Annotated in this window: 14 protein-coding genes; 3 read left to right on the top strand and 11 right to left on the bottom strand. The window is 74.5% G+C overall.

Features of this window, described 5'->3' with window-relative positions; translation table 11 throughout:
• Nucleotides 1–43 precede the first annotated feature (43 nt).
• Nucleotides 44–2,266: an ATP-dependent DNA helicase UvrD2 gene (locus ABZ172_RS09245; RefSeq protein WP_356881823.1), complete on the bottom strand. Its 2,223-nt coding sequence runs from the start codon at nt 2,264–2,266 to the stop codon at nt 44–46.
• A gap of 389 nt (nt 2,267–2,655) precedes the next feature.
• Here ABZ172_RS09245 and ABZ172_RS09240 point away from each other — a divergent pair, with 389 nt between their 5' ends.
• Nucleotides 2,656–2,898 (top strand): mycoredoxin, encoded by a 243-nt coding sequence (locus ABZ172_RS09240; protein ID WP_356881821.1) that lies wholly within the window; start codon nt 2,656–2,658, stop codon nt 2,896–2,898.
• A 284-nt stretch (nt 2,899–3,182) separates the two neighbouring features.
• On the opposite strand, the gene nudC is transcribed toward ABZ172_RS09240, so the two are convergent.
• The 5 genes from nudC to ABZ172_RS09215 all read right to left on the bottom strand — a co-directional run bounded on the left by nudC (nt 3,183) and on the right by ABZ172_RS09215 (nt 13,341).
• Nucleotides 3,183–4,130, bottom strand: a complete 948-nt coding sequence (nudC, locus tag ABZ172_RS09235; RefSeq protein ID WP_356881819.1) for an NAD(+) diphosphatase — start codon at nt 4,128–4,130, stop codon at nt 3,183–3,185.
• 45 nt (nt 4,131–4,175) lie between these two features.
• Complete coding sequence (locus ABZ172_RS09230; RefSeq protein WP_356881817.1) at nt 4,176–5,570, bottom strand: dipeptidase; 1,395 nt, start codon at nt 5,568–5,570, stop codon at nt 4,176–4,178.
• Between the two features lie 10 nt (nt 5,571–5,580).
• Nucleotides 5,581–9,222: an ATP-dependent DNA helicase gene (locus ABZ172_RS09225; RefSeq protein ID WP_356881815.1), complete on the bottom strand. Its 3,642-nt coding sequence runs from the start codon at nt 9,220–9,222 to the stop codon at nt 5,581–5,583.
• A gap of 60 nt (nt 9,223–9,282) precedes the next feature.
• Nucleotides 9,283–12,642 carry an ATP-dependent DNA helicase gene (locus ABZ172_RS09220; RefSeq protein WP_356881813.1) on the bottom strand — a complete coding sequence of 1,120 codons (3,360 nt, stop codon included), beginning with the start codon at nt 12,640–12,642 and terminating at the stop codon, nt 9,283–9,285.
• Between the two features lie 294 nt (nt 12,643–12,936).
• Nucleotides 12,937–13,341, bottom strand: a complete 405-nt coding sequence (locus tag ABZ172_RS09215) for an MGMT family protein (protein ID WP_356881811.1) — start codon at nt 13,339–13,341, stop codon at nt 12,937–12,939.
• Between the two features lie 215 nt (nt 13,342–13,556).
• Here ABZ172_RS09215 and ABZ172_RS09210 point away from each other — a divergent pair, with 215 nt between their 5' ends.
• Complete coding sequence (locus ABZ172_RS09210) at nt 13,557–16,304, top strand: lysylphosphatidylglycerol synthase domain-containing protein (RefSeq protein WP_356881809.1); 2,748 nt, start codon at nt 13,557–13,559, stop codon at nt 16,302–16,304.
• Between the two features lie 76 nt (nt 16,305–16,380).
• Nucleotides 16,381–17,970 carry an alpha/beta hydrolase gene (locus ABZ172_RS09205; RefSeq protein ID WP_356881807.1) on the top strand — a complete coding sequence of 530 codons (1,590 nt, stop codon included), beginning with the start codon at nt 16,381–16,383 and terminating at the stop codon, nt 17,968–17,970.
• Between the two features lie 85 nt (nt 17,971–18,055).
• On the opposite strand, the gene moeZ is transcribed toward ABZ172_RS09205, so the two are convergent.
• The 5 genes from moeZ to ABZ172_RS09180 all read right to left on the bottom strand — a co-directional run bounded on the left by moeZ (nt 18,056) and on the right by ABZ172_RS09180 (nt 24,259).
• On the bottom strand, nt 18,056–19,234 hold the full coding sequence (gene moeZ, locus ABZ172_RS09200) for an adenylyltransferase/sulfurtransferase MoeZ (protein WP_356881805.1): 1,179 nt from the start codon (nt 19,232–19,234) through the stop codon (nt 18,056–18,058).
• Nucleotides 19,235–19,318: 84 nt separating this feature from the next.
• The gene (locus ABZ172_RS09195) at nt 19,319–20,146 is read right to left on the bottom strand and encodes a spherulation-specific family 4 protein (RefSeq protein WP_356881803.1); all 828 of its coding nucleotides are present in this window, start codon (nt 20,144–20,146) and stop codon (nt 19,319–19,321) included.
• Entirely contained in the window at nt 20,134–21,099 is a 966-nt protein-coding gene (locus tag ABZ172_RS09190; RefSeq protein WP_356881801.1) for an NAD-dependent epimerase/dehydratase family protein, read from the bottom strand. Before ABZ172_RS09190 ends, ABZ172_RS09195 begins: the two co-directional genes overlap by 13 nt.
• Before the next feature lie 132 nt (nt 21,100–21,231).
• Nucleotides 21,232–22,428: a hypothetical protein gene (locus tag ABZ172_RS09185; protein ID WP_356881799.1), complete on the bottom strand. Its 1,197-nt coding sequence runs from the start codon at nt 22,426–22,428 to the stop codon at nt 21,232–21,234.
• Nucleotides 22,429–22,462: 34 nt separating this feature from the next.
• On the bottom strand, nt 22,463–24,259 hold the full coding sequence (locus ABZ172_RS09180) for a DUF3492 domain-containing protein (protein ID WP_356881851.1): 1,797 nt from the start codon (nt 24,257–24,259) through the stop codon (nt 22,463–22,465).
• Nucleotides 24,260–24,418 lie beyond the last annotated feature (159 nt).

The following is a 24,418-nucleotide window of genomic DNA, read 5'->3' as shown; positions in this document are numbered from 1 at the left end:
GATTGCTGCTGCGGGCGCAAACTATTTTTTCGACGAGTTTTTCTCACACCTCGCCGCCCTCCTCCTCCGCCCCCTCATCCACGGTCCGACCTGCGCAGATGTCCAGAACATCGGCCCCGAACCTGGTCAGCTTCCGGTTCCCGACGCCGGGGATGACGACGAGCTCGCCCTCGCTGCCCGGAGCCGCCTCCGCGATGGCCATCAGCGTCTTGTCGGTGAAGACGCAGTAGGCGGGCTGGCTGATCTCCTTCGCCCGGTCCGCACGCCACGCGCGCAGGCGCTCGTACAGGCCCTCGTCCATGTCCGAAGGGCAGTCCTCGCAGCGCATCAGCTTCAGCTCGCCGGCCTCGGTCAGCGTCCTGCCGCACACCCTGCACCGCACCGGCCCGCGCCTGGCGGGCCGGACCGGCGTCCCGGCACCGCTGCCCACCGTGCCCGCCCGGGAGCCCCGGTCGATACCGCCGCCCCCTCCCACGCCGCCCCGCGTGCCGACCGCGGCCGAACCGGGCCGCAGGCCGTTGAGGAAGCGGGTCGCCCGGCGGTTCCCCCGCCCGCCCGGCGACCGGGACAGCGCCCAGGACAAGGAGAGGTGGAAGCGGGCCCGGGTGACGCCGACGTACAGCAGCCGGCGCTCCTCCTCGATCTGTTCGTCCGTCTTGGCGTAGGCGATGGGCATCATGCCCTCGGTCAGCCCGACGACGAACGCGGCGTCCCACTCCAGGCCCTTGGCCGAGTGCAGCGACGCCAGGGTGACGCCCTGGACCGTGGGCGCGTGCTGGGCGGCGGCCCGCTCGTCGAGCTCCGCCACGAGGTCCGAGAGCGTCGCGCCGGGCCTGGCCTGTTCGAAGTCCTCCGCCAGCCGCACCAGCGCGGCGAGCGACTCCCAGCGGTCCCGCACCGCGCCCGAACCGGCCGGCGGCTTGGAGGTCCACCCCTTGGTGGAGAGCACCGCCCGCACCTCGGAGGGCAGGTCGTCCGCTCCGTCGAGCAGCGGGTCGTTGCCCCCCGCGCGGGCGGCGCCGCGCAGGGCGACGCCCGCCTCCCGCACCTCGGGACGGTCGAAGAAGCGCTCGGCGCCGCGCAGCTGGTAGGGCACACCCGCGTCCGCGAGGGCCTGTTCGTAGACCTCGGACTGGGAGTTGACCCGGTAGAGCACGGCGATCTCGCCGGCCGGCACCCCGGCGGCGATCAGGTCGCGGATCCGGCGTGCGGTGCCCTCGGCCTCCGCCGGCTCGTCCGTGTACTCGGTGTAGACGGGTTCGGGGCCCTTCGCCCGCTGGGAGACCAGCTCCAGCCGGTGTTCGGCCGCCTTGCCCCGGGCCTGGCTCAGCAGGCCGTTGGCCAGGTGGACGACCTGGGGGGTGGAACGGTAGTCCCGCACCAGCTTGACCACCGTCGCGTCCGGATGACGGGTGCGGAAGTTCAGCAGGTGGTCGGGGGTGGCGCCGGTGAAGGAGTAGATCGTCTGCCCCGCGTCACCCACGACGCAGAGGTCGTCCCGGTCTCCGAGCCAGAGGTCCAGGAGCCGCTGCTGGAGCGGGCTGACGTCCTGGTACTCGTCGACGACGAAGTGCTGGTACTGGCGGCGCACATGGTCGGCGATGTCGTGCCGGTCCTGGAGGATGCCGACGGTGAGCAGCAGCACGTCCTCGAAGTCGATCACCGAGCGGTCGCGCTTCAGCTGTTCGTACATCGCGTAGATCTGGGAGAGCTCGGCCGGGTCGCGCGGGGCGTCCCGCTGCGTCTTCGCGACCGCGGCCGGGTAGTCCGCGGGCACGGTCTGGGTGACCTTGGCCCACTCGATCTCGCTGGTGGCGTCCCGCAGCTCGTTGCGGTCGAGGCGGATCCCGCAGCGGGCGGCGGCCTCGGCGACCAGCTGGACCTTGCGCTCCACGAGACGCGGAAGCTCACCGCCGACGGCTTTGGGCCAGAAGTACTGGAGCTGCCGCAGGGCCGCGGAGTGGAAGGTGCGGGCCTGCACACCGGTGGCGCCGAGCTGGCGCAGCCGGCCCCGCATCTCGCCGGCCGCCCGGTTGGTGAAGGTGACGGCGAGCACGGTGGTCGGCTGGAGGATCCCGGCACGCACCCCGTAGGCGATGCGGTGAGTGATCGCCCGCGTCTTGCCCGTACCGGCGCCGGCCAGCACGCACACGGGTCCTCCGAGGGCCAGCGCGACCTCGCGCTGCTCCGGGTCGAGCCCGTCGAGCACGGCGTCCGCGGAGTCGGGGACCTGGGGGAAGAGGGTGGAGTGCGTTGCTGCTGTCACTCTGCCATGCTGCCAGGTCGCGCGGGACGGCCGTGATGGTTGTCCACAGGGGGCGTCGATTGTCGTACCGGCTCCGTGGATCCGTGCGTCTCCGTGGACCGCCCGACTCTGTGGATACCGTGCCGCGCGGCCCCGGGCATCCCGGACCGCGTGGTCGCGGGGCTGTCAGCACCGGGCCACGTGGTCCCGGGCGGTCCCGTGTCGGGGGGTGCGGTCCCGTGTCGGGGGGTGCGGTCCCGTGTCCGGAGGGGTGCGGTCCGGGGCCGGGCCGGGAATGGTGGTCGGGCCATGGACGTTCCCTTCGTGCGGGGCGTGCGCGCAGGTGCGCGTCGCGTCCCTCCAGCGGGATCTTCCCAGCGGGACACACGAGACAAGGGAGCACCGACGACATGCCGGGCACTGTGACGATGTACAGCACCACGTGGTGCGGCTACTGCCGCCGGCTCAAGGGCCAGATGGATCGCGAGGGCATCGCGTACACCGAGGTCAACATCGAGCACGACCCGGACTCGGCGGCCTTCGTCGAGAAGGCGAACGGCGGCAACCAGACGGTGCCGACTCTGCTTTTCGCCGACGGTTCGACGCTGACGAATCCCTCGCTGGCCCAGGTCAAGCAGAAGGTCGGCGTCTGACCGGCAGGACGCACACACGCCACGAAGACCCCCGACCGGCTCGACGCCGGTTCGGGGGTCTTCGTACGACCGGGAACCCGTCACCCGCCGGACCCGGGTGGTGAGGCGACGGGCGGGACCGGCCGCGCGAGACCCCGGCCCCGGACCGGCAGGGCGACAAGCGGTCAGACCCGGAGCCCCGTGACCGGACCGACCAGGGCGCCGACCGGCCAGGACCGGAGCCCCCTGACCGGACCGGCGGAGCGACGGCCGGACGGTGGGGTGGCCGGACCCGGCCGGGTCTCTCAGCCCGCGCTGCCCGGCCTCGGGAGCGGCTTGCCGTACCAGAGCTCGATCAGGCGTGCGGCGATCGAGACGCCGAAGGGCGGCAGCACCTCGCCGGACTCGAAGGCGGCCGTCAGGTCGTCGCGGGAGAACCAGCGGGCCTCCTCGATCTCCTCGCCGTCCACGGTGATCGTCGAGGTCACGGCCCGTGCCATGAAGCCGAGCATCAGGCTGGAGGGGAACGGCCAGGGCTGGCTGGCGACGTACTCGACCTCGCCGACGGTGACCCCTGCCTCCTCGAACACCTCGCGGGCGACGGACTGCTCGATGGACTCCCCCGGCTCCACGAAGCCGGCCAGGGTGGAGAACCGGCCCTCGGGCCAGTGCACCTGGCGTCCCAGCAGGGCGCGGTCCTGGTCGTCGGTGACCAGCATGATCACGGCGGGGTCGGTGCGCGGGTAGTGCTCCGCCCCGCACGCCTGGCAGCGGCGGATGTGGCCGGCGGCCGCGATGACGGTGCGCTCGCCGCAGCGCGAGCAGAAGCGGTGCAGCCGCTGCCAGTTCTCCAGGGCGACCGCGTGCACCATCAGCCCGGCGTCGCGCGGGCCGAGGAGCATCCCGGCCTCGCGCAGGCCCGCCGGCCGTGCCGACTGGTCCATGCGGCCCGGCAGGGAGTCCTTCTGGAGCGCGAAGTACCGTACGCCGTCCTCGTCGGTGCCCAGGAAGTAGCGGTGGGTCTCGGTGACGGGTGCCTCGAAGGCGGGCGTCATGACGAGTGCGGTGCCGCCGTCGGGGGTGTCGTCGACGAGCGCCTGTCCCCCGGAGACGACGAAGACCCGGGTCGTCGGGTGGCTCCAGGCCGCGGCGAGCCAGGCCTCGTCGAGCCGGTGGTGCGCGGCACGGTCGATGCCGCTGGGCGCGGTGAGACCGATCGGGCGGTCTGCGATGGCGTTGTCGAAGGTGCTCACAGGTGCTTCCTACTCCCCCGGGGGGCGGATCGGGCGTCCAGAGATTCAGCGCAGTGCGTCGGCCAGCTCGCCCCACAGGTGGGCGGCGGTCTCGACGCCCTTCAGGAGGAGGTCGATCTCGACCTTCTCGTCGGGACCGTGCCAGCCGTCGGACGGTACGGAGATGCCGAGGAAGAGGACGGGTGCGCCGAGCACGTCCCGCAGGTCGGCGGCGGGGCCCGAGCCTCCCTCCCGGGTGAAGAGGACCTTCGTCCCGAAGGCCCGGCCCATGGCGCGGGCGACCGCCTGGAGGGCGGGGTGGTCCAGGGGCGTCAGGCAGGGCCGGGTGGCGGGGGCGAAGGTGATCCGGTGGCGGATGCCGGCCGGGACGCGGGCTTCGGCCCAGGCGCGCACCGCGTCCTGGACGTGTTCCGGTTCCTGGCCGGCGACCAGCCGGAAGCTGAGCTTCACCAGGGCGGACGCGGGGATGACGGTCTTGCTGCCCGCGCCCTGGTAGCCGCCGCCGATGCCGTTGACCTCGGCGGTGGGGCGGGCCCAGACGCGTTCGAGGGTGGTGTAGCCGGCCTCGCCGGCGGTGGCCCGCGAGGCGGCCGTGCGCAGCCAGGTGTCCTCGTCGAACGGAAGCTCGGCGAAGAGGGCGCGTTCGGCCCCGGTGAGCTCGGCGACCCCGTCGTAGAAGCCGGGGACCGCGACCCTGCCGTCCGCGTCGTGCAGGGCGGCGACCAGGCGGGCCAGTGCGGTGGCAGGGTTGGGGACGGCGCCGCCGAAGGACCCGGAGTGGATGTCCTGGCCGGGGCCGTACAGCTCGATCTCGCACTCCGCGAGGCCGCGCATGCCGGTGCAGACGGTGGGGGTGTTCTCGTCCCACATGCCGGTGTCGGAGACGATCACGGCATCGGCGGCGAGACGGTCGGCCCGTTCCTCGGCCAGCGCGCGGAAGTGCGGCGATCCGGACTCCTCCTCGCCCTCGACGAGGAGCTTGAGGTGGACCGCGGGGGTGGTGCGGCCGGTCGCGGCGAGGTGGGCGCGGACGCCGAGCGTGTGGAAGAACACCTGGCCCTTGTCGTCGGCGGCACCGCGTGCGTACATCCTGCCGTCGCGGATCACCGGCTCGAACGGATCGGTGCTCCAGCCGTCCTCGCGGGCCGCGGGCTGCACGTCGTGGTGGCCGTAGACGAGGACGACGGGGGCCTCCGGGTCCTCCGAGGGCCACTCGGCGAAGACCGCCGGGGCGCCGGGCGTCTCCCAGATCTCGGTGACCGGGAAGCCGGTCTCGGCGAGCTTGCCGGACAGCCACTCCGCGCTGCGCCGTACGTCCGCGTCGTGTTCGGGCTGAGCGGACACCGACGGGATGCGCAGCCACGCGGCGAGGTCGTCGAGGAAGGCCGCGCGGTGCTGCCGGGTGTACGTACGGACGGCGCTGTCCGGGGTGTCGCTCATGCTCATGAGCCTATCGGCCCTGCGGAGGTGGCTCGTCCAGCAGAAGCTTTTCCAGCTGTTCCCGGCCAGGGAGCCCGCTCGGGCGGGAGGTCTCCCCGGTGCGCACGTAGAGGAAGGTCGCGGTGACCGCCTCCAGCGGCAGATCGTGCAGTTCGGCCCAGGCCAGCCGGTAGACGGCGAGCTGGAGGGGGTCGGCGGTGCGGTGCCGGCCGGTCTTCCAGTCGACGATCTCGTACGTGTCGCCCGTGCGGTACACGGCGTCGATCCGGCCGCGGACCACCCGGCCCCCGAGCGTGATCTGGAACGGGGTCTCGACGCGGTACGGCGTGCGCCGGGCGTAGGCGGTGCGTTCGAACGCCTCCTTGAGTTCGGCGAGATCCCGTTCGTCGGCGATCTCCGCGTCGTTCTCGTCGCCCCCGGGGAGTTCGTCCGGTCCCAGCATGGGGAGCGGCAGCTCCTCGAACCGGGACTCCACCCAGGCGTGGAAGCGGGTGCCCCGGCGGGCGGAGGGCTGCGGGGGGCGCGGCATGGGGCGGGCGAGCTCGCGGGCGAAGCCCTCGGGGTCGTCGGCGAGGTGGAGGAGCTGGGTCGCGGAGAGGGTGGCGGGCACGACGACCTCGCGCACGGCGGCCCGGGACCGGCGCAGCTCGCCGGCGAGGGTGTCCAGGTCGCGGTCCCAGGAGGCGAGGGTGCGGGACTCCTCGGGGGTGAGGTCCGCGTCGGCCGGGGTCCGGGCGGCGGGGACGTGCGGCGCGGGAGCGGCCGGCCGCGGGAGCGGTCCGGCGCCGTCCGGGTCCTCGTCGGCCCCCGGGAACGGACCCGGGCGGCGGGCGTCCCCGGCGGCGTACGGCGGCTCGCCCTCCCCCGGCGGTGCGTGGTCCTCGTGCGGGGGTGCGTGGTCCTCGTGCGGGGGCTGGTCCTCGTACCGGGACTCGTCCTCGTACGGAGGCCCGTCCTCCTCGTACGGGGGCGGTTCCTCGTCGTACGGCGGTTCCTCGTCGTAAGGCGGCGGTTCCTCGTCGTAAGGCGGCGGTTCCTCCTCGTACGGCGGCGGGGCCCCGTCCCGGGGCGGGGTCAGGGCGGGTCCGAGGGGGCGGCCGGGTGCGGTCTGCTCGTCCGGGGCCCGGCCGGAGGCGGACGTCAGTGCCTCCAGGTGTGCCAGCACCGTGTCCCTGGCCGCCCGGCGGCGGGCCGTCGCGGTGGCGTCGAGCGGGAGCGGCCAGGCCTGGTCGGCGTCCCTCTCCCGGAGCGCCGGGTTCTCCTCGTCCTCCTCGGGTGCGTCCGCCCAGACCTCGATGTCGCCGTGCCCGGCCGCGCAGTGCTCGTACAGCGCGTCCAGGAAGACGGACGGGCCGCGGGGCTGCTTCTGGGACGGGCCCCACCAGTGGCCGGAGCCGAGCAGCATGCGGCGGGGGCGGGTGAAGGTGACGTAGCCGAGGCGGAGCTCCTCGGTGTGCTGGTGCTCCTTCATCTCCTCCTTGAAGGCCTTGAGCCCCTTGGCGTCGAAGGTGTCGAGAACCGGCAGGGTGGGTGCGTCGCCGCGCAGGGCGTGCGGGAGGACCTGGGGCTGGGAGGTCCACGCGTCGCGCGCCCGGGTGCTGGGGAACTGGCCGCCGACGAGGCCGGGCACGGCGACGACGTCCCACTCCAGGCCCTTGGACTTGTGGGCGGTGAGGACCTTCACGGTGTTCTCGCCGCCGGGCAGGGCGTTGTCCAGGCCCTTCTCGTAGCGTGCGGCGGTGCGGAGGAAGCCGAGGAAGGCGAGCAGGGTCGCCTCCCCGTCCACCGCGGCGAAGCCGGCCGCGACGTCCAGGAAGTTGGCGAGGGTCTCCCGGCGGCGTGCGGCCAGGGCCTGCGGCGACGCCGAGAGCTCGACCTCCAGGCCGGTGGCCGCCAGGACGCGGTGCAGGACGTCCATGAGGGGGTCCGCCAGGGAACGGCGCAGGTCGCGGAGCTCGGCGGCGAGCCGGGCGAAGCGGACACGGGCCTCGGCGGAGAACGGCAGCCGGTCGTCCTCGGTCCCGCCGGACTCCAGGAAGGTGTCGAGGGCGTCGGCGAGCGAGATCACCTCGGCCGGGTCGGTGCCCTCGACGGCCTCGGCCAGGCGCCGGTCGGGGTCGGCGTCCCCGTCGCCCGGGGCGGTGCGGTGCACGAGGACCCGGGCGCGGCGGCCCAGCAGGGCGAGGTCGCGCGGTCCGATGCGCCAGCGGGGTCCGGTCAGCAGGCGGACCAGGGAGGCGTTGGCCCCGGGGTCCTGGAGGACCTCGCAGACGGCGACGAGGTCGGCGACCTCGGGGAGGTGCAGCAGCCCGGAGAGGCCGACGACCTCGACCGGGACGTCGCGGGCGACCAGGGCGGCCTGGATCCGGGGGAAGTCTCCGGCGGTCCGGCACAGGACGGCGATCTCCCCGGGTGCCGTCCCGGTCCGCACGAGGTGGGCGAGCGAGTCGGCGAGCCAGTCGATCTCCTCGGTGTGGGTGGTGAGCAGGGCGCAGCGGACGGTGCCGTCGTGTTCGGCGCCCGGGGCGGGGCGCAGCGCCTCGACGCCTTCGTGCAGGGCGCGCAGGGGGGCGGCGAGGCCGTTCGCGAGGTGCAGGAGGCGGCCGCCGCTGCGGCGGTTCTCGCTGAGGGAGTGGCGGGTGGCCGGGGTGCCGTCGGCGTGCGGGAAGTGCCGGGGGAAGTCGTCGAGGTTGGCTACGGAGGCGCCGCGCCATCCGTAGATCGCCTGGCAGGGGTCGCCGACGGCGGTGACGGCGTGACCCGCCGTGCCGTCACCGCCCGCGCCGCCGAAGAGGGCGGCCAGGAGCAGCCGCTGGGCCACGGAGGTGTCCTGGTACTCGTCGAGCAGGACCACGCGGAACTCGTCGCGCAGGACGGCGCCGACCTCGGGCCGGGTGAGGGCGAGCTCGGCGGAGAGGGCGATCTGGTCGCCGAAGTCGAGGAGGTCGCGGCTGCGCTTGGCCGTCCGGTAGCGCCGGGTCAGCCCGAGGAGCTCGCGGCGGGACCCGGCCGCCTCGGGGATCTTGCGCAGTTCGGCGTTGCTGAGCCTGGCCGTCTCCAGCTCCCGCAGGAGCGCGGTGTCGTGTTCCAGCAGCTCCTCGGGGCGTACGAGGTGCTCGGCGAGCTCGGCGTCCAGCGCCAGCAGGTCGCTGACCAGGGTGGGGAAGGACCGGGTCAGCGCGGGGTAGGGGCCCGGCGCCTCGCGCAGCACCCGGGCGGCGAGCTGGTGGCGGGTGGCGTCGGCCAGGAGGCGGGTGGTGGGTTCGAGGCCGATCCGCAGGCCGTGGTCGGTGAGGAGGCGGCCGGCGAAGGCGTGGTAGGTGGAGATCGCGGGCTCGCCCGGGGGGTGGTCCGGGTCGATGACGTCGGGGTCGGTGACGCCGGCCGCGACCAGGGCCTTGCGGACCCGCTCGGCGAGCTCGCCGGCGGCCTTGTTCGTGAAGGTCAGGCCGAGGACCTGTTCGGGCGCGACCTGTCCGGTCCCGACCAGCCACACGACGCGGGCGGCCATCACCGTGGTCTTCCCGGAGCCCGCTCCGGCCACGATCACCTGGGGTGCGGGCGGCGCGGTGATGCAGGCCGTCTGCTCCGGGGTGAAGGGGATCCCGAGGAGCTCCTTGAGCTGCTCGGGGTCGGTGATTCGGGGGGACACTCCAGAGAGGCTAACCGCAGGCGCCGACATCACCGTGCCGCGCGGGCGGGGCCGGGGAGGTCATTCGACGACCTGGCGGCCCTCGGGCTGCGCGCTGCACGAGGCCCGGAAGGCGCAGTGGGTGCAGTGCTGGCCGGTGGTGGGGGTGAACCGTTCGTCCAGGACGCGTCCGGCCGCCGTGGCCAGCAGGTCGGACACCCAGGCGCCGGAGAGGGGCTCCTGCGCCTGCACCCGGGGGAGGGCGTCGCCGCCCTCCTTCTTGGGTGCGGGCTGCCGCAGCTGGACGAGTTCGGCACCCCCGGCTTCCGGGCGGCGGCCGTCGAAGACCTCGTCGACGGCGCCTTCCCGGACCGCGAGCTGGTAGACGGCGAGCTGGGGGTGGGCGGCCACCTCGTCCTTGGTCGGCGCGCCCTTGCCCGTCTTGAAGTCGACGACGTACGCCCGGCCCTCGGTGTCCTGTTCGACGCGGTCCATGGAGCCCCGGATCCGTACGGCGTACTCGCCGGCCTCCAGCGTGACGTCGAAGTCGTGCTCGCTGGCCGTGGGGGTGCGTCCGGCCCGGTCCATGACGTGCCAGTGCAGGAAGCGCTCCAGGGCGGCGCGGGCGTGGTCCTTCTCCTGCTGCGACTTCCAGGGGGCGTCGAAGACCAGGCCGTCCCACACCGAGTCCAGGCGTTCCATCAGGACGTCCAGGTCGGCGGCGGTGCGGCCGGACGCCACCTCGTCGGCGAGCACGTGGACCACGTTGCCGAAGCCCTGGGCGGCCGTGGCGGGGGCGTCGGCCTTGACCTCGCGGCCGAGGAACCACTGGAGGGCGCAGGTGTTGGCGAGCTGGTCGAGCGCGCTCCCCGAGAGGGCGACGGGGTGGTCCCGGTCACGCAGCGGGACCTCGGAGCGGGTCGGTTCGTCCAGTCCCCACCAGCGGTGCGGGTGGGCGGCGGGGACCAGCGGCTGGCCCTCCTCGTCGGTGAGCGCCGCGAGCCGGGCGAGGCGGCGGGCGGCGGCGTCGCGCAGGGCCGGCGAGGCGGCGGGGTCGACGGTCGTCGCCCGGAGTTCGGCGACGAGCGGGGCCACGGCGAGGGGGCGGCGGGGCCGTCCGGTGACGTCCCTGGGTTCGGTGCCCAGCTCGGTGAGGAAGCGGGAGGGCTGGTCGCCGTCGTCGGCGGGCGCCTTGACCGCGGTGACGACCAGGCGTTCACGGGCCCGGGTCGCGGCGACGTAGAAGAGGCGGCGCTCCTCGGCCAGCAGCGCTCCGGGGGTGAGCGGTTCGGCCAGGCCGTCGCGGCCGATCCGGTCGGCCTCCAGGAGGGAGCCGCGGCGGCGCAGGTCGGGCCAGAGCCCCTCCTGCACCCCGGCGACGACCACCAGGCGCCATTCGAGGCCCTTGGAGCGGTGCGCGGTCATCAGGCGTACGGCGTCGGGGCGCACGGCGCGCCGGGAGAGGGTGTCGGCGGCGATGTCCTGGGCGTCGACCTCCTCCAGGAAGTTCAGGGCGCCGCGTCCCCCGGTGCGTTCCTCGGCCCGGGCGGCGGTGTCGAAGAGGGCGCACACCGCGTCGAGGTCCCGGTCGGCGTTCCGGCCGGCCGCGCCGCCGCGCAGGGCGGCGCGCTCCAGCCGGCCGGGCCAGGGGGTGCCGTTCCAGAGGGTCCACAGGGCCTCCTCCGCGGTGCCGCCGGCTTCGAGGATGTCGCGGGCCGTGCGCAGGAGCGTGCCGAGCCTCTGGGCTCCGCGGGCGTACGCCGGGTCGTGCGTGGCCAGGCGTTCGGGCTCGGCGAGCGCCCGCGCCAGCAGTTCACCGGACGGCGGGGGCAGCCGGTTCCCGGCGGCCCGCTCGTCGTCGCGCAGGGCGCGGCCGAGCCGGCGCAGGTCGGCGGCGTCCATGGAGCCGAGGGGCGAGGCGAGCAGGGTGAGGGCGGTCTCGGTGTCGAGCCCGCCGGGTGCGGTGCCGTCGTCCCCGGCCCCGGCCCCGTTCTCCGGTTCCTCGGCCGCGGTCGGGTGGAGCGCCGCCGCGGCGACGGTGCGCAGGGCGGTCAGGAGCGGGGCGACAGCCGGTTCGTGGCGCAGCGGGAGGTCGTCGCCGTCGATCTCCAGGGGGACCCCGGCGGAGGTGAGCGCCCGGCGCACCGCGGGGATGGAGCGGCCGCCGGCGCGCACGAGGACCGCCATGTCCCTCCAGGGCACGCCCTCCTCCAGGTGCGCGCGCCGGAGCAGGTCGGCGATGTTCTCCAGCTCGGTGGAGGGCGTCGGATAGGTGTACGCCTCCACGCGCCCCCCGTCCCGCACGGCGGACAGCTCGCGGTGGGCGCGGACCTTCTGCGCGGGCAGCCGGGTCAGGGGCATCCGGCGGGTGAGCAGCCGGGTGGCCTGGAGCAGGACGGCGCCGGAGCGGCGTGAGGTGGTGAGGACGCCGACGGGGGCGGGCGCGCCGTCGGCGCGGCGGAAGGTGTCGGGGAAGTCGAGGATGCCGTTCACGTCGGCGCCCCGGAAGGCGTAGATGGACTGGTCGGGGTCGCCGAAGGCGATCAGCGTCCGGCCGCCGCCGGTTCCCGGAGCGCTCCCCCGGTTCCCGGCGAGTGCGTGCAGCAGGCGGACCTGTGCGGGGTCGGTGTCCTGGTACTCGTCGACGAACACGGCGTCGTAGCCGCGGGCCAGTTCCGCCGCGACCTCGGGGCGTTCGGCCAGCAGGACCGCGCGGTGGACCAGTTCCGCGTAGTCGAGGACGCCCTGGGCGTCGAGGACGTCGAGGTACTCGGCGAGGAACCGGGCGGCGGCGCTCCAGTCCGGCCGGCCGGTACGGCGGGCGAAGTCGGCCAGCGCGTCCGGGCCGAGGCCCAGCTCGCGGCTGCGGGCCAGCACCGCGCGCACCTCGTCGGCGAAGCCGCGGGTCGTCAGGCAGGCCCGCAGTTCGTCGGGCCAGCGGACGCGGGCGGGGCCGGTGCGCTCCAGGGCGAGCTGCCCGGCGAGGAGTTCGCGGACGGTGACGTCCTGCTCCGGCCCGGAGAGCAGGCGCAGCGGATCGGCGAAGAGGTCGGCGTCCTGGTGGGCGCGGACCAGGGCGTAGCAGTAGGAGTGGAAGGTGGTGGCCTGCGGGGCCCGGGCGCCGCCGAGCCGGGCCGCCATCCTGTCGCGGAGTTCGACCGCCGCCTTGCGGCTGAAGGTGAGCACCAGGATGCGGGCCGGGTCGGTCCCGCGGGCCACGCGCCGGGCGACCGCCTCGACCAGGGTCGTGGTCTTGCCGGTGCCCGGTCCGGCGAGGACGAGGAGCGGGCCGTCCCGGTGGTCGGCCACGGCGCGTTGCGGTGCGTCCAGCAGAGGGGGCTCCGCGGATCCCGGCGGCGTGCGCACCAGCCGGTACGCGCCCGGGGCCCGCCGCCGTGCCTGACGGTGCGGGCTGTTCCGGGTGGTGGAGGAGGAGCTCACGTGGATCGCCGGTCCTGGAGGTGTTCTGGGGTCTGCGCGGTGGCGGGCCGTGGGTGACGGCCCGGGTGTGACGGCTGCGGACGACGGACGGTGCCGGGTCCCGGAGGGGGCCCGGCGGAGACGACGGGGACGAGGGTGCGGAGCGTGCCGCGTGGGGACGACGCTACGCCGTCGGCGGGGCGGACAGCGTGCGGTGGGACGCGTCCCCCGTCACACCCGGGCCCCGGCTCGCCGGTGGTACGGGCTGCTCACCGGCCCGGCGCCTGTCCCGGCGGGGCCCGATGGCGGAAGCTGTCAGGTGTGAGCTTCGTCGCCCGGTCCCCCGGTCACGCCGTCCCATCGGGCCCGCTTCATGTCGAGGCGCGGAACGTGTCCGTCCGCTCCGGGTGGGGCAGGGCGGAGCGGTGTGCCCTCCTCGCGGTAGTGCCCGAGCGCGCGCAGCTCGTGGCCGGGCAGCAGCGTCCCGTCGGCGCGCACCACACGCCACCAGGGCACCGCGGAGCCGTACAGCGCCATCACCCGGCCGACCTGCCTCGGGCCGCCGTCGCCGAGCCACTCGGCGACGTCGCCGTAGGTCATGACGCGGCCGGGCGGGACGAGGTCGGCGACGTCCAGGACCCGCTCGGCGTAGGCGGGCAGCTCGGCGGTCGCGGGGGCGGGGGTCCCGGTCAGGCCGGCGTTCGTCCGGTCTTCGCTCATCCGCCCCATCCTGCCGTACGGCACCGACAACGCGCCCTGTCCGGTGCCGGCCCGGTGACATACCGCGCACGCGGGGAGAACCCCCGTATGTTGCGCATCACGCCCGCGCAATGCACCCTGATGCCCCCCTCTGTCTGCGGGCCGTGCCACCATCGTGCGGGCGGTGACCGGTGATACGGGAACACGAAGATTCTTCAGAGGCTAAGGAGCAGGGCGTGCAGGCACCGAAGGCGGCGGACGCCTCCGACGCCGAGCCGCGCCCCGGCGCGTCCGATGCCTCCGGCGTGCCCGGGGTCCCCGGGCACGGGGAGACCCCGGAGCCGGCTGCGGAGCGTCCCTCGGGCTCGACCCTGGCTCCGGCCGGCGGTCCGGCCGACCGCGTCTCGGGCGACGAGCCCCTGCTCCCGGCCCGGGTGCACCGCCCGTCCGACCTGCTGCGGCTCCTCGTCGGGGTGCTGGCGATCGCGCTGCTGTTCTCCATCGCCGCCTTCGCCCAGGGCACCACCAGCGGCCTGGAGAACGACATCTCCAAGGGCACCGACCAGGCCCCCGACGTGCTGATCAAGCTGGCGGGCCTGGTGTCCAGCATCGCCGTCCTCCTGGTGCCGGTCGCCTTCGCGATCGAGCGCCTGGTGAAGCGCGACGGGCTGCGGATCGCGGACGGGGTGCTCGCCGCCGTGCTGGCCCACGGGGTGACCCTGGCCACCGACCTCTGGGTCGCGCGATCGGCCTCCGGGACGATCAGGGACGCCCTGACCCAGCCTCAGCCGGGGGACGGGCTCACCGATCCGGTCCACGGATACCTCGCGCCGGTCATCGCCTACATGACGGCGGTGGGGATGGCCCGCAGACCCCGGTGGCGGGTCGTGCTGTGGGTGGTGCTGCTGCTGGACGCCTTCGCGATGCTGGTCGGCGGGTACACCACACCGTTCTCGATCGTCCTCACGGTCCTGATCGGCTGGACCGTGGCGTACGGCACCCTCTACGCGGTCGGCTCGCCGAACGTCCGCCCGACCGGCCAGCACCTGATGGCCGGTCTGCGCCACGTCGGCTTCCGCCCCGTCGCCGCGATGCGCACCGAGGACGCTCCCGACAGCATCGACCAGACCGACCGGGGCCGCCGCTACCTGGTGACCCTGGAGAACGGGCCACCGCTGGACGTCACGGTCGTCGACCGGGAACAGCAGGCCCAGGGGTTCTTCTACCGGGTGTGGCGCAGGCTCACCCTGCGCACCATCACCCAGCGCCGCTCCATCCAGTCGCTGCGCCAGGCCCTGGAGCAGGAGGCGCTCCTCGCGTACGCGGCGATCGCCGCCGGGGCCAACGCGCCCAAGCTGATCGCCACCTCCGAGCTCGGGCCGGACGCGGTGATGCTCGTGTACGAGCACATCGGCGGACGCTCGCTGGACGCCATGGAGGACGAGGAGATCACCGACGAGCTGGTGCGGGGTGCCTGGCGGCAGGTGCGGGCGCTCCAGTCCCGGCGCATCGCGCACCGCAGGCTCACCGGCGACGCCATCCTGGTGGATCGTTCCGGCACGGTGTTCGTCACGGACCTGCGGGGCGGTGAGATCGCCGCAGGTGACCTGATCCTGCGCATGGACGTCGCCCAGCTGCTCACCACCACCGGCCTGCGGGTGGGCGCCGAACGGGCCGTGGCCGGAGCGCTCGCCGTGCTCGGGCCGGACGCCGTGGCGGACTGCCTGCCGCTGCTCCAGCCGATCGCGCTGAGCCGCTCCACCCGGGCGACGCTGCGCAGACTCGCGCGGGAGCGTTCGCAGCGCGAGCGCGAGGCGGTGCTGGAGGCCTCCCAGGAGGCCAAGCAGGCCAGGGCACAGGAGCACGACACCCCGGCGGCGAGCGACCGCAAGGCCGTCCGGAAGACGCTGCGCACCGAGAAGCAGGCCGAGAAGCGGGCGATGGACGACGCCCTGGAAGAGGCCCGCGAGGAGGACATGCTGGCCCAGATCCGCCGCCAGGTCCTGCTGATCAGACCGCAGGCGCCGGTCGAACCGGTCCGTCTGGAGCGCATCAAGCCGCGCACCCTCTTCAGCTTCATCGCGGGTTCGATCGCCGCCTACTTCCTGATCTCCCAGGTCACCGAGGCGGACTTCGGGACGGTCGTGGAGCAGGCGGAGTGGGGCTGGGTGGCGGCGGCCCTGGGCTTCTCGGCCCTGAGCTACGTCGCCGCGGCGATGAGCCTGCTCGGTTTCGTGCCCGAGCGGGTGGGCTTCGGGAAGACCGTGCTGGCCCAGGTGGCCGGCTCGTTCGTGAAGATCGTGGCGCCGGCGGCGGTCGGCGGCGTGGCGCTGAACACGCGCTTCCTGCAACGCGCCGGGGTGCGTCCGGGGCTCGCCGTGGCGAGCGTGGGCGCGTCCCAGCTGTTCGGGCTCGGCGCCCACATCCTGCTGCTCGCCCTGTTCGGGTACCTGACCGGCACGGAGAAGACCCCGGACTCGCTGACCCCGTCGAGGACGGTCATCGCGGGTCTGCTCACGGTCGCCGTGCTCGTGCTGGTGGTGACGGCGATCCCGTTCCTGCGGAAGTTCGTCGTCACCCGGGTCAGGTCGCTGTTCGCCGGGGTCGTGCCCCGCATGCTCGACGTGGTGCAGCGCCCGCAGAAGCTGGTCACCGGCATCGGCGGCATGCTGCTGCTGACCGGACTGTTCGTGCTGTGCCTCGACGCGTCGATCCGCGCGTTCAGCGGTCCCGACGTCCCGCAGCTCAGCTACGCCAGCATCGCGGTGGTGTTCCTCGCCGGCAACGCCCTCGGCTCGGCGGCTCCCACCCCGGGCGGCATGGGCGCCGTCGAGGGCGCGCTGACGCTGGGTCTGATCGCGGTGGGTCTGCCCAAGGAGGTCGCGGCGCCCGCCGTGCTCCTCTTCCGCGTGATGACGCTGTGGCTGCCCGTCCTCCCCGGCTGGATCTGCTTCAACCAGCTGACCCGAAAGGGCGAGCTGTAGAACACCTGCGCGGGGCGCGCCACCCACATGGCCCGCGCCCCGCGCGTTCCCCCGCGCCCCACCGCACGATGAGCACATGAGGACCTCCCCCGCTCTGCGTACCGCCGCCCTCGCCACGACCGTGCTGCTGCCCCTGACGGCGTGTGCGGACGACGGGGGCGGGGGCGGCGGGAGCTCGGCGCCCTCGGCCGCCTCGACGGCGGCCCCCACCGCGACACCGGGGGACCTGTCCTCGCAGAAGCTCGACTGGAAACCCTGCCCGGCCCCCGGCCAGGCCCAGGGCAGCGGCCCTTCGCCCTCACCGCTCCCCGGCGGGACCCCCTGGCAGTGCTCCTTCATGGACGTCCCCCTCGACTACGCGGACCCGGGCGGCCGGACCATCGAACTCGCCCTCGTCCGCGCCGCCGCGAAGAACAGCGGCGAGCGCATCGGTTCGCTCGTCTTCAACTTCGGCGGACCGGGGGCCTCCGGCGTCGCCACCCTGCCGTCGTTCGGCACCGCCTACGACACGCTCCGGAGCCAGTACGACCTGGTCAGCTTCGATCCGCGCGGGATCGGCCGCAGCGCCGGGGTCGAGTGCGCGGACGACGCCGCACTCGACGCGCGCTACGAGCAGGACGGCACCCCCGACGACGCCGAGGAGGAGAAGGCCTTCGTCCGGGACCAGAAGGCGTACATCGCGGACTGCGAGAAGAACTCAGGGGGCGAACTCCCCTACGTCGGCACGACGAACGCGGCCCGGGACATGGACCTGCTGCGGCAGGTGCTCGGCGACGACAAGCTGCACTACTTCGGGATCTCGTACGGCACCGAGCTGGGCGGCGTCTACGCCCACCTGTACCCCACGAAGGTGGGCCGAGCCGTGCTGGACGCGGTGGTCGACCCGACGGAGGACTCCCTCACGTCCTCCCTCGGCCAGGCCGAGGGCTTCCAGCTCGCCCTGGACAACTTCACGGCCGACTGCGCCCGGCGGGACGACTGCAGGCTCCCCGGGACCACCGCGAAGGAGGTCCAGGACGGGATCGTGGCCCTCCTCGCGAAGCTGGAGAAGAAGCCCGTCCCGGGCCTCGGCGAACGGGACCTGACCCAGACCCAGGCCACCACCGGCATCGCGTCGGCCCTCTACTCCAAGGAGACCTGGCCGCTGCTCGAACAGGGCCTGGACGAGGCGGACGGCGGCAACGGCGGTCTGCTGCTCGCCCTCGCCGACTCGCTGAACGGCCGCTCCGAGGACGGGCACTACGACAACTCCAACGCCGCCAACACCGCCGTCAACTGCGCCGACTCCCGGCAGCGGTTCACCCTGGAGCAGACCAGGAAGGCGCTCCCCCGGTTCCGCGAGGCGTCCCCCGTGTTCGGCGACTACCTCGGCTGGGGCCTGATGGCGTGCACCGGCTGGCCGGTCGCGGGCGCCTGGGACTCCCCCGACGTCAGCGCACCCGGTGCGGCCCCGATCCTGGTCATCGGCAACACCGGCGACCCGGCCACGCCGTACGCCGGCGCCCGGGCGATGGCCGCGGCGCTCGGCAAGGGCGTCGGGGTCGAGCTCACGTACAAGGGCCAGGGCCACGGGGCGTACAACGGCGGCAGCACCTGCGTCCAGCGGAACGTGGACGCCTATCTGCTCGAAGGGAAGGTCCCGAAGGCCGGAACGGTCTGCGGCTGACCGCACCCCGGGCCCACGGCACGGCGGAGGGGGCCGGCTCCGTCCACCGGAGCCGGCCCCCTCCGTACGTCACACCGACGCGGGCCTAGTAGACCGGCTTCTCGGGCTCGACCTGGTTGACCCAGCCGATCACGCCGCCGCCGACGTGCACCGCGTCGGCGAAGCCCGCCGACTTGAGGACCGCGAGGACCTCGGCGCTGCGGACACCGGTCTTGCAGTTCAGGACGATCCGCCTGTCCTGCGGGAGGTCCTGGAGGGCGGTGCCCATCAGGAACTCGTTCTTCGGGATCAGCCGGGAGCCCGGGATCGAGACGATCTCGTACTCGTTCGGCTCGCGGACGTCGATGATCTCGATCTTCTCGTCGCCGTCGATCCACTCCTTGAGCTGCTTCGGAGTGATGGTGGAACCGGCCGCCGCCTCCTGGGCCTCCTCGGACACGACGCCGCAGAAGGCCTCGTAGTCGATGAGCTCGGTGACGGTGGGGTTCTCGCCGCACACCGCGCAGTCGGGGTCCTTGCGGACCTTGACCTGGCGGTACTGCATCTCCAGCGCGTCGTAGATCATCAGACGGCCGACCAGCGGGTCGCCGATGCCGGCGAGCAGCTTGATGGCCTCGTTGACCTGGATGGAGCCGATGGACGCGCAGAGCACGCCCAGGACACCGCCCTCGGCGCAGGACGGAACCATGCCGGGCGGCGGCGGCTCCGGGTAGAGGCAGCGGTAGCAGGGGCCGTGCTCGGACCAGAAGACGGACGCCTGACCGTCGAAACGGTAGATCGAGCCCCAGACGTACGGCTTGTTCAGCAGGACCGCGGCGTCGTTGACCAGATAGCGGGTGGCGAAGTTGTCCGTGCCGTCCACGATCAGGTCGTACTGCGCGAAGATGTCCATCACGTTCTCGGCTTCGAGCCGTTCCTCGTGAAGGACCACGTTCACCAGGGGGTTGATCCCCTGCACGGTCTCCTTGGCCGACTGGGCCTTGGACTTGCCGATGTCGGCCTGGCTGTGGATGACCTGGCGCTGCAGGTTCGACTCGTCGACCTCGTCGAACTCGACGATGCCGAGCGTGCCGACACCGGCCGCGGCCATGTACATCAGAGCCGGCGAGCCGAGGCCGCCGGCGCCGACACAGAGCACCTTCGCGTTCTTCAGCCGCTTCTGCCCGTCCATCCCGACGTCCGGGATGATCAGGTGGCGGGAGTACCTGCGGACCTCGTCGACGGTGAGTTCAGCAGCCGGCTCTACCAGGGGTGGCAGCGACACAGGAACCTCAACAATGCAGGTGGTCGGTTTCTACGTACTTCGTCTACGTACGGTTGTTCTCCCGTAACACTGCCACGCCGCTCCTCATTCCGAGATACCGGGTCCGATCCGCGAGACGAATTCGTCCCAGTAGCTGGGCAGTGCCGCGAATGGGTCGGTCTGTCCCCTCGTGCCGCCCCGGTCCGTGAAGAAGACCGTGCCCGCGCCCTGCCAGCGGGCGATGCGCATGGCCTCCTCCAGGTGGGTGCGCGGCACCCCGTGGACCAGGTGCGCGAAGCGGCCCGGTTCGTACACCGCCGTCCACTCGGCCACCTGCGACCAGCGGTAGTCGGTCCACGCCCCCCGGAAGGTGACCAGCTGGTCGGCGGCCTCGGCGTAGCCCGGGTGCGGGTGGGTGCCGTGTCCCAGGACGAGCCGGCCGCCGCCCTCGTCGGCGCCGTCGCTGTCCGCCAGGAGCGCGGACAGGGTGCCGGTCAGCCGGCGGACCGCCGGGAGCGCGTCCCGTTCGGCCGGACAGCGGTCGAGGTAGAAGCCGCCGACGCGGTACCAGTCGAGGTAGCGGCGGGCGTCGGCGACCACCTCGCCGAACGGGCGGCCGCCGTGGGCCAGGTCGATGTGGCCCAGCAGTCGGCCGCCCGCGGCGCGGACGGTGTCCTCGGGCGCCTCCCCGCGCAGCGCCCGCTCGCGCGCGTTGCGCAGCCGGCCGGCCGCCTCCAGGCAGTGCGGGTCGGGCCGCGCGCCCGGCCCGTCGTCGATGTTGAGGACGGCCCAGTGCAGCGGGGTGCCCGGCCGGTTGAGCCCGGCCCACTCGGCGGGCGCCAGCAGCGGGTGGGCGTATCCGGGCACCCCGACCCCGGGCTGCTGCGCCCCGCCGGTCCGCAGGGCGGGGCCCGCGTCCGTCAGATACGGCACGCCGCCTCCATCCAGATGTCGGCGAGGGACTCCTCCAGATTGATCCGGGGGCGCCAGCCCAGCCGGTCCCGGGCGGTGCGCACATCGGCCTGCTGCCAGGCGCCGCAGCCGTCGGGGTAGGGGGACGGGGTCGCCGCGATGTGCTCGACAACCGACTCCGAGGAGGCGCGCGGGGCGCCGATGGGGAGCCGGGCGGGAGGGGTGTCGAGCTCGTGGAGGGCGCCCGCGTAGCCGGCGACCCTGGCGAGGACCGCCGCCGCGTCGCGCAGCCGCACGGCCCTGCCGGTACCGATGTTGACGACGCCCTGGGCGGCGGAGAGGGAGGCGGCGTGCACGGCGCGCGCCACGTCGCGCACGTCCACGAAGTCGCGCTGCACCCCGAGGCCGCTGAGCTTGAGCTCCGGGTCGCCGGTCTGCATCGCGCGGCGCATCGTCTCGGCCAGCCGGCCGAGCGGGGAGCCGGCCGGGGTGCCGGGGCCCACCGGTGAGAAGACCCGCAGCACGACCGCGTCCAGACCCGAGCCGAGGACCAGCTCGGTGGCGGCGAGCTTGCTGACGCCGTACGGGCCGCCCGGACGCGGCACCGCGTCCTCCGCGGTGGACGAGCCGGGCTGCGAGGGCCCGTACTCGGAGGCGCAGCCGACCTGGACCAGCCGCGCGCTGCATCCGCTGCGGCGCATGGCCTCGCAGACGGTGGCCACGGCGACGGTGTTGTGGCGGGTGAGGTCCCGGGCACCGCCCCGGGTGGCGCCCGCGCAGTTGACGACGACCCCGGGGTGGACGGCGTCCAGGAAGCGGGTGAGCGCTCCGGGGCTGCCGCCCGCGAGGTCGAAGCGCACGTCGGCGTCGTCGCCGCGTCCCAGTGCGGTGAGGTGCACGGCGGGATCGGCCAGCAGGCGGTCGGCGACGAAGCGGCCGAGGAATCCGTTCGCTCCGAGCAGCAGAACCCTCATCGTGCGCCCCCTCGGTGCCGACGGCTGGTTGCCGGTGAGAGGGATTGGCGGGTCATGTCCGGTGTCTCCTTGAGGAAGGTGTGCGGTGGGGAGGACCCGCGGCGTCGGCTCCGCGGGGCCGGGACGGCCCGGTCAGGCCGAGGCGTGGGCGGACGCCCGGGTGAGGGCGACCGATGCGTGGACCAGCAGTCCGAACGCGGCGGTCCCGCAGGCGAGGACGGGTACGCCGCCGGGTCCGGCCGCGGCGACGACGGCGTCGACCGGCCGGGCGAGAGGGCCGAGGCCGGGCAGCCGCCCGGCGAGGACCAGGAAGGGGGCCGCCACCTCGACGGCGCAGGCGCCGGCGAGTCCGGTGGCGGCGGGCTCCGGGAAGCCGTGCACGGCCAGCAGCCTGGCCAGGAACAGCAGGGCGCCGAGGGCGAGCGGACCGGCGAGGCCGGTGGCGGGCCCGGGGTGGCCGAGCACGGCGAGGTGCAGGAGGGCGGCCAGCGCGCACAGGAAGAGCGCGACGACGCCGAGGAGCGCGGGGCGCACGCCCGCACCGAAGTCCGACAGGCCGTGCGAGCCGTCGAGCCGGCGGCGTGCGTGCACCGCGAACAGGTGGGCGCACCAGGCGGCGGGGGCGAGCGCCGCCGCGAGGCCGAGGAGCGGGGCGGACGCCGCGCTCACGGGTCCGTCGGGGCCGCCGCTGACGACCTGGGCGAGCAGGTCGTCGCCGTACACCGCGTAGCCGAGGAGCCAGCAGACGTACAGGGTGACGCCCGGGGCGCCGGGCGGGGTGCGCAGCGGACCGTCACGCAGGCAGAGCCGGAGCCCGAGGAGGACGAGCAGCGCCCCGGCGGCGGTGACCGCGCACCTGGCTCCGTCGCCGAGCACCCCCTCGGTGGCCCGGAGCGCCCCGGCCGTCGCGAGGCAGGCGGCACCGGGCAGCAGGGCCGTGAGCGTCCAGCCGGCGCGCGCCTCCCTGACGCGCCCCGGGCGGGCCGCGCGGCCGCGGGCGGACCTGCCCGCGGCGGGGGCACGGGCGTAGAGCTCCTCCGCGAGCGAGAAGACGTCGCGGTGCCGGTAGCGCGCGGCGGCCCGGTCGGTCAGCCCGTGCGCCTCCAGACCGGCCGCGATCTCCAGCGGGTCGACGGCGTAGGCGCAGAGATCCCGGTGGCGGTGCATCAGCACCTTCACGGGGTCCGCGGGGCCGCGCCGCGCCAGGGATCCGCGCGCGGGGCGGTAGGCGATCTCGGGTGCCCTGACCGCGGAGCGGAGCGTCCCGGGACCGTCGTCCGCCGGCTCGCTCCCGGTGCCCGGGACCGGGCCCTCGGTCGGTCTGCCCATCGGGACTCCTCCGTGGTCGTGGCCGCTGGTCTCGTCATGCATCGCCGTCTCCCGCTCCGTGCGCGCCCGCGCACACGCCCTCCGCGCCGAGCGCCCAGCTCGGCACCCGGAGCACGCCGGCCACGGCCCGTGCGGCGGCCGGTGCGGGCTGCGGGGCGCCCAGCACGTGGGCCTCCGGGGGCGTGGCGAAGGGGCGCGGCGGGCCGGCCGGGTCCCGGGGGTCCACCGGGGCCGCCCACCGGGCCGGGGCGTGCCCCGCGAGGTCGAGGTAGATGTCCTGGAACGCCGCGAGGTTCTGCTCGACGGTGAAGAGTTCGAGCGCCCGGGCGCGCGCCGCCGCGCCCAGGCGTGCACGGCGCTCGGGGTCGCGCAGCAGCGCGACACAGGCGTCGGCGAGCGCCCGCGGATTGCGCGGGGGCACCACCAGGCCCGTGCCGCCGACGACCTCGACGACGGCGCCCACGTCCGTCGAGACGGTGGCCCGGCCGCAGAACATCGCCTCGACCAGGCTTATGGGGAAGCCCTCGACCACGCTGGACAGGACGACGACCCCGCCCGCGGCGTAGGCCCCGGCGAGGTCGGGCACCTCGGGGCCGCCGATCTCCTCGAAGGTGACCGGGTTGTCGCCGACGGCGTGGGCGTCCGCGGCCTCGTCGGGGAAGAGCTGGACGGCGAGGGCCCGGCAGTGCGCGAGGTAGGTCTCCCCCTCGGCGCCCCGGACCGGTGCGCCGAAGATCCGGAGCCGGGCGTCCGGTTCGGCCCTGCGCACCTCGGCGAAGGCGTGGAGCAGCGCGATCAGGTCCTTGGCGGGCTCGATGCGGCCGATCCACACCAGGGTTCCGGGGCCGCCCCCGTCGTCCCCCTCCCCCACGTCGCCGAACCGCTCGGCCTCCATGCCCGGGTAGACGGTGCGCAGCCTGGCCCGGTCGGCGCCGAACCGCTCCTGCCAGCGCCGGACGTGGGTGTTGCCGGGGGTGATGAGCGCGGCCTCCCGGTAGACCTCGGCGGCGAGCAGCCGGTGGAAGTGGGCCAGCACGGCGCGCACGGGCGCGTCCAGGGGGGCGCGCGGCGCCGCGAGGTAGTGGGCGCGCAGCGGCACGGCGTGCTCCGTCACCAGGAGCGGCACTCCGAAGAAGCGTTTGGCCAACAGCCCTGGGAGAGCCGCCGTGCCGCCGGACGCGGCGTGGCAGAGGTCCACCGCGCCGAGGCCGTCCTCCTCGTCGTACCAGTCGAGGGAGAGGGGGCGCAGGGCGCGCTCCAGCCCGGCCGCCAGGGCGAGGTAGTCGGGGACGGTGGCGCCGTGGAGGGTCCGGCCGGCGCCCGGGGCGCGGCAGGCGGACTGCACGATGCGCACGCTCGTCTCGGAGCGCAGGGCACCGTGCAGTCCGCCGCGCTCGCGGGCCAGTTCGGCGAGGCCGTAGAGGCCCTCGGTGAAGCGGTCGTGCACGCTGCCGGGCTCCGGGCAGGTCCCCTGTCCGGCCTCCGGACCGGCGCAGACCGCGCCGACGAGCGCCGTCACGTGCGCCGTGAAGCGCCGTCGGTCACGGCGCCCGTACGCGCGCCCCAGGCCGGTGGCGAGCCGGCCCGTCAGCCCTCCGGTGCGGCGGGGGTGGCGGTCGTCCTCCCGGTGGGTCCACATCGGTGCCGTCCGCACCCGTCCGATCCGGTCGGGCAGGCGGACCCAGCCCTGTCGCTCCTGGTCGGCGGAGCGGCTGAGCGCGAAGAGGTCGAACTCGTGCTGGGGCAGCCCGCGCACCAGACGGTCGCACCAGAGCCTGGACTCACCGTTCGCGTACGGGTAGCCACCGTCCGTGAGAAGTCCGATCCGCACGAGCACACCCCCGATCTCCCTTGTGGGTGGCCGCCGTTGATCGGCGGCTCACAGCGGGACGACCGTATGCGGACAGACCGGTGGTTGGGGGGGGGGGGTGTGGGGGGGGGGACAGAGAAAGGGGGAGGGTGAGAAAAGGTAAGGAGAGGAGGGAGGAGG

The organism is Streptomyces sp. NPDC006296 (assembly GCF_040613235.1).
Classification (GTDB): Bacteria; Actinomycetota; Actinomycetes; order Streptomycetales; family Streptomycetaceae; genus Streptomyces.
This window is presented reverse-complemented; position numbering and strand designations above follow the sequence as displayed.

Bases quoted from the DNA above. Each gene is read 5' to 3' on its own strand.
- ABZ172_RS09240 (WP_356881821.1), top strand. From the start codon at position 2,656: ATGCCGGGCACTGTGACGATGTACAGCACCACGTGGTGCGGCTACTGC.
- ABZ172_RS09230 (WP_356881817.1), bottom strand. From the start codon at position 5,570: ATGAGCGACACCCCGGACAGCGCCGTCCGTACGTACACCCGGCAGCAC.
- ABZ172_RS09215 (WP_356881811.1), bottom strand. From the start codon at position 13,341: ATGAGCGAAGACCGGACGAACGCCGGCCTGACCGGGACCCCCGCCCCC.
- ABZ172_RS09205 (WP_356881807.1), top strand. From the start codon at position 16,381: ATGAGGACCTCCCCCGCTCTGCGTACCGCCGCCCTCGCCACGACCGTG.
- ABZ172_RS09190 (WP_356881801.1), bottom strand. From the start codon at position 21,099: ATGAGGGTTCTGCTGCTCGGAGCGAACGGATTCCTCGGCCGCTTCGTC.
- ABZ172_RS09185 (WP_356881799.1), bottom strand. From the start codon at position 22,428: ATGGGCAGACCGACCGAGGGCCCGGTCCCGGGCACCGGGAGCGAGCCG.